This is a genomic window from Reinekea sp. G2M2-21, assembly GCF_015687175.1.
Taxonomy (GTDB): domain Bacteria; phylum Pseudomonadota; class Gammaproteobacteria; order Pseudomonadales; family Natronospirillaceae; genus Reinekea.
In genome coordinates this window covers 1,142,686-1,156,149 of the sequence record NZ_JADPQG010000001.1, presented here as the reverse complement: position 1 = coordinate 1,156,149, position 13,464 = coordinate 1,142,686, and the positions used below count along the sequence as shown (strand labels likewise).

At 48.4% G+C, this 13,464-nt stretch carries 13 protein-coding genes; 8 read left to right on the top strand and 5 right to left on the bottom strand.

All coding sequences use genetic code 11. The features are described 5' to 3' along the window. The first annotated feature begins 1 nt into the window (after position 1). The 3 genes from arsC to IYN85_RS05285 are packed head-to-tail and all read left to right on the top strand — an operon-like array spanning position 2 to position 1,334. Positions 2–346 carry an arsenate reductase (glutaredoxin) gene (gene arsC / locus IYN85_RS25800; RefSeq protein WP_230390479.1) on the top strand — a complete coding sequence of 115 codons (345 nt, stop codon included), beginning with the start codon at positions 2–4 and terminating at the stop codon, positions 344–346. After that, entirely contained in the window at positions 347–940 is a 594-nt protein-coding gene (gene wrbA / locus IYN85_RS25795) for an NAD(P)H:quinone oxidoreductase (RefSeq protein WP_230390477.1), read from the top strand. Then, positions 933–1,334, top strand: a complete 402-nt coding sequence (locus IYN85_RS05285) for a DUF2069 domain-containing protein (protein ID WP_196157781.1) — start codon at positions 933–935, stop codon at positions 1,332–1,334. Before wrbA ends, IYN85_RS05285 begins: the two co-directional genes overlap by 8 nt. A 140-nt stretch (positions 1,335–1,474) precedes the next feature. Here IYN85_RS05285 and IYN85_RS05280 read toward each other — a convergent pair whose 3' ends face one another. Next, the gene (locus tag IYN85_RS05280) at positions 1,475–2,449 is read right to left on the bottom strand and encodes a GlxA family transcriptional regulator (protein ID WP_196157780.1); all 975 of its coding nucleotides are present in this window, start codon (positions 2,447–2,449) and stop codon (positions 1,475–1,477) included. Between the two features lie 100 nt (positions 2,450–2,549). On the opposite strand from IYN85_RS05280, the gene IYN85_RS05275 reads away from it, so the two are divergent. Then, entirely contained in the window at positions 2,550–4,391 is a 1,842-nt protein-coding gene (locus tag IYN85_RS05275; protein WP_196157779.1) for a beta-ketoacyl synthase, read from the top strand. A 72-nt stretch (positions 4,392–4,463) separates the two neighbouring features. Here IYN85_RS05275 and hda read toward each other — a convergent pair whose 3' ends face one another. Genes hda through IYN85_RS05260 form a run of 3 tightly spaced genes read right to left on the bottom strand, consistent with a single transcriptional unit; the run spans position 4,464 to position 7,373 of the window. Then, complete coding sequence (gene hda / locus IYN85_RS05270; RefSeq protein ID WP_196157778.1) at positions 4,464–5,168, bottom strand: DnaA regulatory inactivator Hda; 705 nt, start codon at positions 5,166–5,168, stop codon at positions 4,464–4,466. Further along, complete coding sequence (locus IYN85_RS05265; protein ID WP_196157777.1) at positions 5,165–6,334, bottom strand: AI-2E family transporter; 1,170 nt, start codon at positions 6,332–6,334, stop codon at positions 5,165–5,167. Before IYN85_RS05265 ends, hda begins: the two co-directional genes overlap by 4 nt. Before the next feature lie 19 nt (positions 6,335–6,353). Continuing rightward, on the bottom strand, positions 6,354–7,373 hold the full coding sequence (locus tag IYN85_RS05260) for a DUF2066 domain-containing protein (protein WP_196157776.1): 1,020 nt from the start codon (positions 7,371–7,373) through the stop codon (positions 6,354–6,356). Positions 7,374–7,701: 328 nt separating this feature from the next. Between IYN85_RS05260 and purM the strand changes: the two genes are divergently transcribed. The 4 genes from purM to IYN85_RS05240 are packed head-to-tail and all read left to right on the top strand — an operon-like array spanning position 7,702 to position 11,171. Then, positions 7,702–8,751, top strand: a complete 1,050-nt coding sequence (gene purM, locus IYN85_RS05255) for a phosphoribosylformylglycinamidine cyclo-ligase (RefSeq protein ID WP_196157775.1) — start codon at positions 7,702–7,704, stop codon at positions 8,749–8,751. 4 nt (positions 8,752–8,755) lie between these two features. Then, positions 8,756–9,397: a phosphoribosylglycinamide formyltransferase gene (gene purN, locus IYN85_RS05250; protein WP_196157774.1), complete on the top strand. Its 642-nt coding sequence runs from the start codon at positions 8,756–8,758 to the stop codon at positions 9,395–9,397. A gap of 34 nt (positions 9,398–9,431) precedes the next feature. Further along, a complete protein-coding gene (locus IYN85_RS05245; RefSeq protein WP_196157773.1) occupies positions 9,432–10,157 on the top strand; it encodes a DUF3108 domain-containing protein in 726 nt (241 codons plus the stop codon). 18 nt (positions 10,158–10,175) lie between these two features. Beyond that, on the top strand, positions 10,176–11,171 hold the full coding sequence (locus IYN85_RS05240) for a 2-hydroxyacid dehydrogenase (RefSeq protein ID WP_196157772.1): 996 nt from the start codon (positions 10,176–10,178) through the stop codon (positions 11,169–11,171). Positions 11,172–11,220: 49 nt separating this feature from the next. Here the strand turns inward: IYN85_RS05240 and IYN85_RS05235 are convergent, their stop codons facing one another. After that, entirely contained in the window at positions 11,221–13,392 is a 2,172-nt protein-coding gene (locus tag IYN85_RS05235; RefSeq protein WP_196157771.1) for a malate synthase G, read from the bottom strand. Between the last annotated feature and the right edge of the window lie 72 nt (positions 13,393–13,464).

The window sequence follows — 13,464 nt, the reverse complement described above, 5'->3', positions numbered from 1 at the left end:
CATGAAGGCAACACTATATCATAACCCCCGTTGTTCAAAATCACGGCAAGCCAAAGAGTTGCTTGAAACACATCAGGTTGATTTTACAATCCGCGAATACCTGAAAGAGCCGCTAAACAAAGCGGAAATAAAAAAACTCCTCACCGCGCTAGCCGTACCAGCACACGACCTTTTGCGCGCCAAAGAAGCAGAATACAACGATCATAACCTCAGCAAAAATTCGTCACAAAACGCTATCATCGCCGCTCTGGTAACATCACCAAAACTCTTGGAGCGGCCAATAGTCGTTACGGATAAAGGCGCTCGAATCGGTCGGCCAACTGAAGCCATCCTGGAGATTCTCTAATTGCCTTATCTGCTGGTTTTATATTTCAGCCGAAACGGCAGTGTTGCGTCACTCGCACAGGAAATCGCAAACGGCGCGGAACAGGTTAAAGGTATTGATGTAAAAATCAGGACCGTACCAACAGTTGCAACCGGTTTTGATGCTGAGATATCCGATATTCCCGAAACCGGTCCACTTTATTGTACCGTTGATGAATTTGCTAACGCCTGCGGGCTGGCTATGGGCTCACCCGGACGATTTGGCAACATGGCAGCACCGCTAAAATATTTCTTGGAACAAACGACACCGGCTTGGGTGAGTGGTCAGCTCGTGGGCAAACCGGCAACCGTGTTTACCAGCACGACCACGCCGCATGGTGGGCAGGAATCGACACTCCTGTCTATGATGAACCCGTTACTGCATCATGGCATGCTCATTACCGGCGTCCCCTTTACCGAGGCAGCACTGCATCAACAAGTGAATGGAGGAACGCCTTACGGGGTATCTCACATCGCTGGAGAGCACCACCAAAACATCCATCCTGAAATCGCCAAACTTGCACGCCTGCAAGGAATGAGATTGGCACAATACAGCCTGAGGTTACTCAATGTATGAGCAACAAATAAACGTCAATCGCAAACTCCGTCTGCATTTTTTCTTATTACTAGCGGCTTGTGTTGCAGGAACTTTCTTATCAGGACCGAATTTCGGCTCAATGGCTTTTTCAAAATGGTTGGTATCCGGTTTGGTATTCAGCTTCATAGCCATGTTTCCATTATTGTTTTTTATACCCACGGTCATTAATCCAACACCACGAAGCATCAGTTGGTTAGGGTTTTTCCTGCTGGCTTATCTTGTGTGGTCGATTATCCGAATATTCTCCAGTAACGGTGTGCTCGGCGGCCTACTGATTACTTTTTTCAATGTCTCGACATTCATTTATGCCGTCATATGGTTACGACCGTTCAAAAAGCAGGCAAAAGCGAGAGCCAAACAACACAATAATTGACACTGCCTTCCTGATTTTCTTCACCAAAGAAATCAGGAATGCACATCTCGTTTCGAAGACCGCCTTACACCCGCAACAATGAAACCTTCTATAAACGCTGGCAGGCTTTCTCTTAATTCGCACTTTCTTGCTATGGTGAGCTATTGGCTGGTAAATGATTTTTTGCGCACCATCTTGCGATAATCTCCAGCAGACATTGAGGTAACTTTACGAAAAGTCCGGGCCAAATATGCTGAATTTGAAAAACCAACGGCCAGTGCAATATCGGTGACAGAAAGATTCGATTCGCGCAATAGTGATTGCGCCTCCTCAATTCGAACACGCTGAAGATACTGCATTGGAGATTCACCGGTCGCATTAACGAAACGCCGCCGGAGCTGACGCTCAGAATGCCCCGCAACATTGGCCAAATCACTCAATGTAACTGTCTCACTCAAGTGTGATCTTAACCAGCTTTGCACCAGACTAACCACTTCATCGTCGTGGATATTGCCACCAGGCTCATAGTAAGGCGTCGTAAAGTTTCGCTTCAATTCATGCATAAATTGTTGCTCCACCAGCGCCAACGCTTCTTCCCCAAAATGACGTTCAATAAAAAAGAGTACCAAATCCGTTTGTGCGTTTATTGAACCCGCACAATAAATTCCATCCTGATGGGTAATGAAATGCTCAGTTTGAAACCGCACCCGAGGAAACCGTTTACGAAACTTAGGTAAATAGTACCAATGCGTGGTGGCAATTCGATCATCTAAGAGTTCCGCATACGCTGCAATACATACCCCAGTACCGGTCGCCACAATACGCGCCCCATTCAGATAATGCCGGTGCAGCCAGGGAATCAGCTCTATCTGCGAATACATAACACGCCAAGGCGCCCCCCACATCGGAGGTAAAAACACCCAATCGACATCCAATTCGCTGCTAAAATCGCTATCAGCAACCAACTGCAGGCCTCCAGCAACAGTGACAGCCCCCTTCTGCTGAGCTACATAGTGAATCTGCAGCTGCTCTCCCTTCAGCCGGCCCATAGCTTGATTCGCCGCATTGAACATTTCAACTGGGACCGAAACACCGGTGGTGAGCAACTGCGGATATAAAACAAAAGCAATCTTCATAAATGTCCGAATTAGTCAAAGATTTGTCCTTTTAATCCTAACAAGTTAGCGTATTCCGCCGTATATTGCTCGCAAATCATTTAATCTGTCTGGGTTCAATATGAAAAAACTTCCAGTAATTGTCGGCATAGGTGGTATTAATGCTGCGGGCCGCTCCTCCTCCCACCATGGACACAAGCGGATGGTCCATGACGCACTGTCCAGCGAAGAAATGGTTTCCACCTGGCAGGATTTAGCAACGTTGATGGGGATTGATATTGAACATGCCCACGCAGTGGCAGAAATCAAAGAAGGCACGCTGGTACGCAAGATTGAAGCGGACGCACATTACAATCCAGATGCCGTTAAAAGTGGCAAAAAGGCAACGCTGAATGTGTCCAACCCAATCAGCTTCCAGATCAAAAAATCTCAGTTGCCCGATACCCGCCCTGAGGGTTGGGAAATAACCGATGTCGATTCAAAAACTGTTCAGGTGACTGTGTCCGGCAGTTTCGACGCCATTCTGCCCGATCATTACAAAGCCCGCGTATCCTCGGCTGGCCAATTACCATCAGGTTTTAATCCCGGAAATCTCTATAACTCCGCTCACCACCCACGTGGATTGCAAATGGCGGTTTATGGTGCCTCTGATGCTATCCAATCTATTGGAATACGTTGGCAAGACATATTGGCAAAAGTCTCACCAGATGCCGTTTCGGTATATGCCGGATCGGCGATTTCTCAACTGGATCAATTTGGAATTAAAGGTCTCTATCAAGCGGGCTATAACGGCAAACGCACAACATCAAAAATGATGCCTCTGGCGCTGCCAGAAATGACTGCTGACTTTATAAATAGCTATATGATCAACAGCGTCGGCAATACCGGCTCGAATGCGGGCGCTTGTGCAACATTTCTCTATAATTTACGTCAGGGTATTATTGATATTCAAGCAGGCCAATGTCGTGTTGCCATTGTTGGTAATGCTGAGGCTCCGGTCGTACCTGAAATCATGGAAGGCTTCCGTGTCATGGGCGCTCTAGCTGAAGATGAACAGTTATGCCAGCTAGACGACACAGAACTGCCCGACAACCGACGTGCTTGCCGTCCGTTCTCCTCGAATGCGGGTTTTACCATGGCCGAATCCGCACAATTTCTGGTTTTAATGGACGATGAACTCGCTCTGGAACTCGGTGCGACGGTATTTGGTTCAGTCGCTGATGTATTCGTCAATGCCGATGCCAATAAGAAATCCATTTCCGGACCCGGTGTGGGTAATTACATTACCATGGCTAAATCTGCGGCACTTGCCAAAGGCATTCTCGGACATGATGTTGGTAAAACATTCGTAATGGCGCATGGCACCGGGACACCACAAAACCGAGTAACGGAATCTCATATTATTAACGAAGTTGCAAAAACGTTTGCCATTGAAAACTGGGCGGTTTCAGCGATTAAATCTTACGTTGGTCATTCACTTGGTCCAGCCGCAGCTGACCAGATCACCGCTGCACTGGGGGTCTGGCATACAGGCTATATCCCCGGCATAAAAACCATAGATCACATCGCTGATGACGTTCACGATAGCCATCTGAACATTCTGATGGACCATGGCTATGCCGGTGAAGAAGGTCAGGATATGTTGGGCACCGTGATCAATTCCAAAGGTTTTGGTGGCAACAACGCCAGCGCGTTGATACTTTCGCCAGCAAAAACGAAAGAACTGATGCAACAGCGTCACGGCACGACCTTGTTCAAACAATATCTAAACTCAAATGAACAAGTCATCGAAGCCCAGGTTGCGTACGATCAAACATCAAGGCAAGAAGGTGTCAGCGCAATATATTCTTTTGGTGAATCCGTGATGTCCGAGAAAGACATTACCATGTCGGCAACAGAGATCTCATTGTCCGAATTTGCCAACAAGATATCACTGAGCAACAACAACCCTTATCTGAAGTAACCGCAGGTTACATAAAAACGCACTCAAAAGAGTGCGTTTTTTTTAAAACTTCTGAATGTCCTTTGGGACTCGTCACAACGCCAACACCTGCTTTAAAAAAGGAATCGTAATCCGTCGCTTTTCGGCTAACGAGGCCGAATCCAACTGATCGAAAGTTGCCACCAACTCAGACATATTCTGGTTATGTCGAGTTATCAGAAATTCAGCGACATCGCGCTCGATAACCAACCCTCTGCGACGCCCTTTCCAGATCACCCAATCCACACGATCTTCATCACCCATTGGAATCAGCTGCAGGGTTAAGCCAGAGCTCAGACGCGATTTTAAATCAGCCAAGGTCAACGTCAGATGCAATGGGCTACGCTGACCGCCAACAATCAACAGTTTCTCGGCATCACGCATGCGGTTGTATAAATGAAACAAAGCCTCTTGCCATTGTTCGTGTTCGGCCACCAAGTCTATATCGTCGATCGCCAACGCCTGCATTTCATCCAAGCCGTCGAGCGCATCCGGGCCATAATCGATGCATTCGCCCAAAGGCAAATACAATGCGTCCAATCCCTGTGTCTGCAAGTCATGAATCGCCGCCTGTAAAAGATGACTCACACCGGTTCCGCGCGCGCCCCAGAGGAATATCAGATGGTCGGACAATTTCGCCAGAGCTTGCCGCAGCGTTCCCACGGCAACGGCATTCTCGCCGGGTAAATAATGCTCAAATACCGCATCTTCGCGGAAGCCAACATGCAATGGCATTTGTTGGCTCACGGATGATTTCATGCCTTGTTTTCCTCGTTATCATCCTGCAGTGAAGTATCTTCAGCATCGGTAATGCTATCAACCTGCTCTGCCAGCGATTGTAATTCTTGTTCATTTTCTACGCTGTCGGCCAACGGCTCACCGTACAAACTGGAGGCCCGGTAGTTAAAATGGATCCGGCGTAACATAACCATAATGACTGCTGCAGCGGGCAGAGCTAACAAGATACCAACAAAACCAAACAACTGACCACCGGCGAGCACAGCAAAAATCACGGCAACAGGATGCAACCCAATCCGATCACCGACCAATTTTGGCGTTAATACAGTACCTTCGAGAGTCTGACCAACGGCAAACACAATGACAACCAAGACAAGATGCAGGATATCGCCAAACTGAAAAAACGCGGCAATCAAACCTGCACCAATACCGACGATAGCACCCAGATAAGGCACAATAGACGCCAGCCCCGCCAACATACCAATCAGTAACCCAAGGTCAACGCCAACCAGCATCATGCCGATGGCGTATATAATGCCTAGCGCCAGCATCACTAGCAGTTGACCGCGGAAAAAGGCGCCTAACGTTTCATGACACTGCTTTGCCAGATCGCTGACGGGACCAATGTAGTAACGCGGTATCAGGGAGCCGATACGTTCGACCAAGACATCCCAGTCTCTTAATAAATAGAAAGTCACTACCGGAATTAAAACCAAATTACCCACAAAGGAGATAAGCGCCATACCCGATTGAGTGACGTTCGCCATAATAGCTTTCACTACATTGCCAGTCGCACCCCAATCCAGTTTTTTACTGAGTTCGAGCCAGTCAAACTGAATCAGTTCAATACCAAATCGATTTTCTAGATAAGGCGTTGCTACCTCTTTGAACCAGACGAAACCCTTGGGTATTAACTTAATCAACTCATCAGCCTGTTGAACCAAGGCAGGGATCAACAACAAGGCTGCGAGACCAAGAATCAACATTAAAATCAGAAACGTGACAATCACACCGTTGGTTCGGGAGAGCTTCCACTCTTCCAGCTTATCGACCAAAGGATCACCTAAATACGCCAGTAGAACTGCGGTTAAAAAAGGACTGAGGATGGGCGCCAACACCACCAACAAGCCACCAAACAAAAGCCCACCGGCCAAGACCAACCATTTCTGAGAGTCCGTCATTCGCATGATATTTTGTCCTTAAGGTTTATTTCTTTTCCTGCCATTGGAATACCAACCTATTGTCTAGCTGCGCCTCCAGTGAGACCTCTTCAACGGGGGATAGTTGGCCATCCAGAGCCAATACATCCTGAAGTTGAGACTGATCACCACTGATTTCGACATTAAATTCCACATCGGTGCCGGAAAAAGACCGCACCGTCGCTTTGGTAATAATATTGATGGTCCGCAGGTAACTTTCGAGCGCAGCAAACTCACCCAGACTTTGAATATCGGATACCTTTAAAGTGAGATTGCCTAACATCAGCGGATCCAGAATAAGTGCGTATTGCTCGGACAATCGTTGTGCAACAAGGTCAACTCCCTGCGCAATGACCTCATCCAGGGTTCCAGTTACCGTTGGTAAACGGAGCCGTTCACCTTTGAACAACATTAGCCAGTCGGCCTGATAACTGTTTTCATCCGAGCCTGCTAATACCCGCCCGGTCAAAATAGCTTCCGGTTTATAGCGCTCGGAAGCCACTTCTATATCCTGTGAAAAAAGGCCGTAGAGCTCAGAAAAAGACAACGTCAGCGAATCCGTCAGATCCATAATAGGCAGCAGATAAGGAATGCCCCGAATATCGGTCTGCTCTGCCACTATGGTCGCTAACCGTGACTCTTCTGCATCGGCCAGAATGTGATCCTGCCCTTCTAAACGATCCGCGATCCAAAACAGAACATCCGGACGCTTCTCACCCCACACCGGAAGTCGATTCTGCACAAGAAATGCATCGACTGTCTTTTTATCAAAAGTCAGGTTCATTAATTTGGTGGGGACTTTTTCACCCAGAACATTGGTAAAAAATACATCACTGGGCTCAAACCGGAATGTCGCCAGGTATTTGCTGCCCTGTTTTAATTCATCGATAACGGTTGGGTACTCAAGTACCTGTGTAATACCAGTAACCCGAACCAATAATCGGGCAAACGAGGACTGAATCGCCTCATTTTGTTCCTTTTGAGAGGCGTTTTGGCTAACCACGACCTGTTCTTGGTACAAATCCACCGTCGACGCCGCTATCACTGAACCTGATACGCCCAAAAGCGCAGACGCAAGCAATACGAGGTTTAGCTGAATACGACGGCTTATTTGCAAGGATCTCAAACGGAAAAAACTCTTCATTGACCAGTAAACTCATAATTTTGAAACAATCCGTCTATTGTGACAGAGCGTTACAGAAAATGCAGTGACCCCTTATCCATTATTTACGCTTTTACTGCCCGCCCCAACGGTAAAAAATTGACCAAACAGACATGCTGAACAATGCGTAAGACCCTGTTACAATCCGCGCGCCTCACGATCAGGCCACTTTTTCAACGATTTGGAGCCCCAAATGACAGACCAAAACAAACCTTCCCTCAGCTATAAAGACGCGGGTGTCGACATTGATGCAGGTAATGCATTAGTCGAACGGATTAAAGGCACGGTTAAAGCGACACGTCGCCCGGAAGTCCTTGGCGGAATTGGTGGGTTTGGAGCGCTTTGCCGCATACCCGAAGGCTACAAGAAACCTATCCTGGTTTCCGGAACCGATGGTGTGGGCACAAAGTTGAAACTGGCGATGGATCTGGATCACCACGACACTATTGGTATTGATCTGGTTGCCATGTGTGTTAACGACCTGATCGTTCTAGGCGCTGAACCACTCTACTTTTTGGATTACTACGCCACTGGCAAACTCAGTGTCGACATTGCCAGCCGCGTTGTGGCCGGTATCGGCGAAGGCTGCAAACAAGCGAATTGCGCATTGGTCGGTGGCGAAACCGCTGAAATGCCCGGTATGTATCAAGGTGAAGAATACGATCTAGCCGGGTTTTGCACTGGTATCGTCGAAGAAGACCAGATTATCGAAGGCAGCAAGGTGAACGCTGGCGACAAGGTTATTGGCTTGCCGTCATCAGGACCGCACTCGAATGGTTATTCATTGATCCGTAAAGTTCTTGCAGTATCCGGCGCCGACACCAACGCCAAATTGGGCAACAAAACTCTGGCTGAGGCGTTACTCGAACCAACCCGTATTTACGTCAAACCCATCTTGGCACTACTGAAAGAACAGCCCGTACACGCCATTTCTCACATCACGGGGGGCGGATTCTGGGAAAACCTGCCACGGGTACTACCTGAAAACCTGGCAGTGAGAATTGATGCCAGCCAATGGCAAATGCCTGAAGTATTCAATTGGCTGCAATCTCAAGGCAATATTACAGATGTTGAAATGTTCCGAACCTTTAACTGTGGCATTGGTTTAATTTTAGTTGTACCTGCTGCCGCTGAACAGGCGATTCTGGACAAACTAAGCCAGCTGGGTGAATCACCCGTCAGCATCGGCAGCATTGAAGCCAAGGCCCGAGATAGTGTCATCATTGAAGGCATTAACGGCTGACCTCATGAAGCAACTCGTCGTTCTGATCAGCGGTGGCGGCAGCAACCTGCAAGCGATTCTGGATGCCTGTGACAAAGGCAGCATTCAGGGTCGCGTGGCCGCTGTTATTTCCAACCGACCTAATGTCATGGGACTGCAGCGTGCGGTGAAAGCCGGAGCTGATGCGATCACACTGGATCATACGCAATTTACCAACAGAGCCGCTTTCGATGCTGCATTGAGCGACCGTATCGACAGCTACGCACCCGATTTTGTGGTTCTTGCAGGTTTTATGCGTATTTTGACCGATGAATTTGTCACGCACTACTTAGGCCGAATGATCAATATTCACCCTTCGCTGCTGCCAAAGTACCCAGGCTTACACACGCACAAACGAGCATTAGAAGCTGGCGATAAGGAAGCCGGTGCAACGGTTCATTTTGTCACGCCTGAGTTGGATGGCGGTCCGCTTATCCTGCAGGCAAAAGTTGCCATTAAAACCGGCGACACGGAACTCAGTCTGAGTAAACGTGTTTTGGCATCAGAGCATCGGCTCTATCCTGAGGCATTAGCCTGGTTATGCTCGGAACGCTTAACCTTTGCTGAAGGCTTACCGATATTGGATGGCACCCCTCTTCAGTTTCCCAAGCTTTTACCGGATACTTAGTCGCAATTCACTTTATTCGGTCAAACACTGCCCTATGAAACGACTGCTACAATCTGTCATCGTTATCAGCCTGTTGAGCTTGGCATCTTTGAGCACTGCCGAGCTCAGTAATTACCGTGCAGAAATCGAAGCAACCCGCCATGGGGCACTCGACCTGAAAGCGAAAGGCGATATCGAGTTCAGCATGACTGAGACCGGCAATTGGACGTTACTGCTCGACATCAAAGGCGGCCCACTGCGCCACAAAGAAGTTTCCATTGGCAACACCGGCAACCTGGGCTATCAACCCAGCCAATATCAGCAACGAACAAAGTTTCTGTTTGTGAAAGAAAACATTGACTGGCTGTTCAACTGGAACGAAAAGAAAATAACCGGCACCGTGAAAAAAGACGATTATGAGTTCCCACTCAACTCAGTTATTCACGACCCACTAAGCTTTCAATTGCCATTACGAGCCGCACTGATCAGTGGGCAGCAAACATCCTTTTCCTATCGATACATGCGCTACTCACGCCCAGATGACATTACGTTTGAAATTATTGGCGAAGAACTGCTATCGCTCGAATCCGGACGAATACACACCTTTATTCTCAAACAAACCAAGCCACTTAAGCCCGATGAAAAGAAACTCATCTGGGTCGCCAAAGACTACGATTTTATCCCGGTGCGCTACACCACCTACAAAGAAGATAAAATTAAAGATGACATGATTGTGCAGAAACTCTGGATAAACAATCAGCCTGTAACACTGTCACCTTAAGCCCAATCAGGAAACCACATGAAAGTTGCCGTATTCAGCAGTAAACCCTACGACCAGGCTCACTTGAATGCCATCAATAATGGCCAGCATGAGCTCACCTTTTTCGAACCGCACCTTGATGAACAGACAGCTGCGCTATCTCAGGGTTTTGATGCAGTTTGCTGTTTTGTCAACGATACCTTATCTGCCCCTGTTATCGACACTCTGGCAGCCAACAACGTTAAACTGATCGCCATGCGCTGTGCCGGCTTCAATAACGTTGATCTTACTCAAAGCGAGCAACACGGCATAACCGTCACACGGGTGCCAGAATACTCACCTTACGCGGTAGCCGAACACGCAGTCGCACTCTCATTATGCCTGAATCGAAACCTTCACCGCGCGCACAACCGCGTTCGTGAGAACGACTATTCTCTGCATGGGCTATTAGGTTTTGACATGCACGGAAAAACAGTCGGAGTCATCGGCACTGGTAAAATTGGACTAGCGTTTATCCGCATCATGCTGGGTTTCGGTTGCAAGGTCATCTGCCATGACCCATTTCCCAATCCGGAAGTAGAACAAACAGATGCTCGTTATGTACCACTGGAACAGATCTGGGCGGAGAGCGATATTTTGTCTTTGCATTGTCCGCTTTTGCCTTCCACCCGACACATTATCAACAGCAATAGCCTGCATCAGATGAAACAAGGCGTCATGCTGATTAACACCAGTCGCGGAGCCTTAATCGATACGCGCGCGGTGATCGACGCGTTAAAAACCGGCAAAGTCGGGTATCTGGGGTTGGATGTCTACGAAGAAGAAGCGGATCTGTTTTTTGAAGACAACTCTAATAAGATCCTATATGACGACACTTTTGCCCGCCTGCAAACTTTCAACAATGTCATGATCACCGGTCATCAGGCATTTTTTACCGAAGAAGCGCTGAGCGCCATTGCCGATGTCACCATCAAAAACATTTCAGGGTTCGAAGCGAACGATTTGGAAACCATTTGCGTGGTCAAAGCAAATTGAATTCATGATTGTCGGGGCGCTAGCCCCGACAATCGGACCTCTGACAAACTTACTGCAATTTTGCCTTTAAGCGATATGCATGCAGCAGCGGCTCTGTATAGCCATTCGGTTGCTCAACCCCTTTAAAGATCAGATCTTTAGCAGCCTGAAACGCGACACTACTGGCAAAATCAGGACTCATCGGCTGGTAACCTACATCACCTTTGTTCTGTTGGTCTACGATGGCCGCCATACGCTCCAGCGTCTCCATAATCTGTGCTTCATTGGTCACACCGTGCAATAACCAATTCGCAACATGCTGACTTGAAATCCGCAACGTCGCGCGATCTTCCATGAGACCGACATTATTGATGTCCGGCACCTTAGAACAACCCACCCCCTGCTCCACCCAACGAACCACATAACCGAGAATACCCTGCGCGTTGTTGTCCAGCTCCGCTTGAATCTGCTCAGCCGTTAATTCAGAAGGATTAGCCATTAATGGAATCTGTAAAATGTCTTCGCGACGCGCTGCAGCACGGTTGCGTAACGTTTCCTGAAGTTCAAAAACGTTGACCTGATGATAATGGGTACTGTGCAGTGTCGCGCCATTTGGTGACGGCACCCAGGCAGTGTTTGCTCCGGACTGCGGATGCGCAATCTTCTGCACCAGCATGTTCGCCATTTCATCCGGCATGGCCCACATACCTTTGCCGATCTGAGCCTTGCCAGGCAGACCGCAGGCCAACCCAACATCAACATTATTATTCTCGTAGGCCTGTATCCAGGTTGTGGCTTTCATCTGAGCTTTAGGAATCATCACACCGGCATGCATACTGGTGTGAATTTCGTCACCGGTGCGATCCAGGAAACCGGTATTAATGAATACAACACGCTCTCTGGCTTCAAATATGCAGGCTTTCAGGTTGAGAGACGTTCGACGCTCTTCATCCATAATGCCCACCTTCAACGTGTTTTGAGCCAACCCCAGAGCTTTCTCGATACGCTCGAACAAAGCAACGGTAAAGGCCACCTCTTCCGGCCCATGCATTTTTGGTTTAACGATATACACACTGCCGGTGCGACTGTTGGATAACGAGTTCGTTGCTTTTAGGTCATGCATAGCCGCCAAAACGGTCACCATCCCGTCGAGAATACCCTCCGGAATTTCGGCACCGTCTGCGTTCAGAACGGCAGGATTTGTCATCAGGTGGCCCACATTGCGGATAAACATCAAACTGCGCCCATGTAGCACCAACTCAGAACCATCGGCCGCTGTATAGTGCCGGTCCAACGCCAGATTCCGAGTCAATGTTTTCCCGCCCTTCACGAACTCAGCAGACAGGTTACCCTGCATGAGACCGAGCCAGTTACGGTAAACTTCAACCTTATCTTCAGCATCAACAGCGGCGACAGAGTCTTCGCAGTCCATAATGGTCGTTAAGGCCGCTTCAACCACCACATCTTTAACACCAGCCAGATCGGTCTTGCCAATCAAATGATCACGGTCGATCTGAATCTCAACGTGCAAGCCATTATGCTTTAACAATACCGCGGTTGGCTTATCAACATCGCCCTGAAACCCAACGAATCGTTCAGGCTGAGCCAAGTGCACCGTTTCTTTATTGGTCAACGTCAAAACCAACTTACCGCCTTGAATCTGATACTGAACAACATCTGCATGACTGGCACCAGCAATCGGTGCCACCGTATCCAAGTGCTGCTTGGCAAAAGCAATAACTTTGCTACCACGCACAGGATTGTATCCACCGGCGTTTTCAGCACCATCGGTCTCAGGTATGGCATCAGTCCCGTAGAGTGCGTCATATAAAGACCCCCAACGCGCATTCGCTGCATTCAAGGCAAAACGGGCATTTTTGACCGGTACCACCAGCTGCGGACCGGCCTGCTGTGCAATCTCGGTGTCCACTCCCGTGGTTGAAATCTCGAAATCGTCCACTTCCGGCAACAGATAACCAATACTTTCCAACATCTGATGATATTGTAGAGCGTCATGAGGTTGCCCCTGACGGCTGCGATGCCAGTCATCAATTTGCTGCTGCATTCGATCCCGCACAGCCAACAGGCGTTGATTTTCCGGCCCAAGGTCCGAAAAAATCGATTCCAATGACTGCCAAAACTGGGCTTGTTCGACACCGGTACCCGGTAAGATCTCCTGATTAACCAGCTGATAGAGAGATTCAGCAACCTTCAGGCCGCCTGTTTGAATATAGTCAGTCATTTTTAACCCTTTTTTGGCTCATCCTATTGGTACCGATCATAGGCCGAGGAGATCGATCTACCTAATAAATGA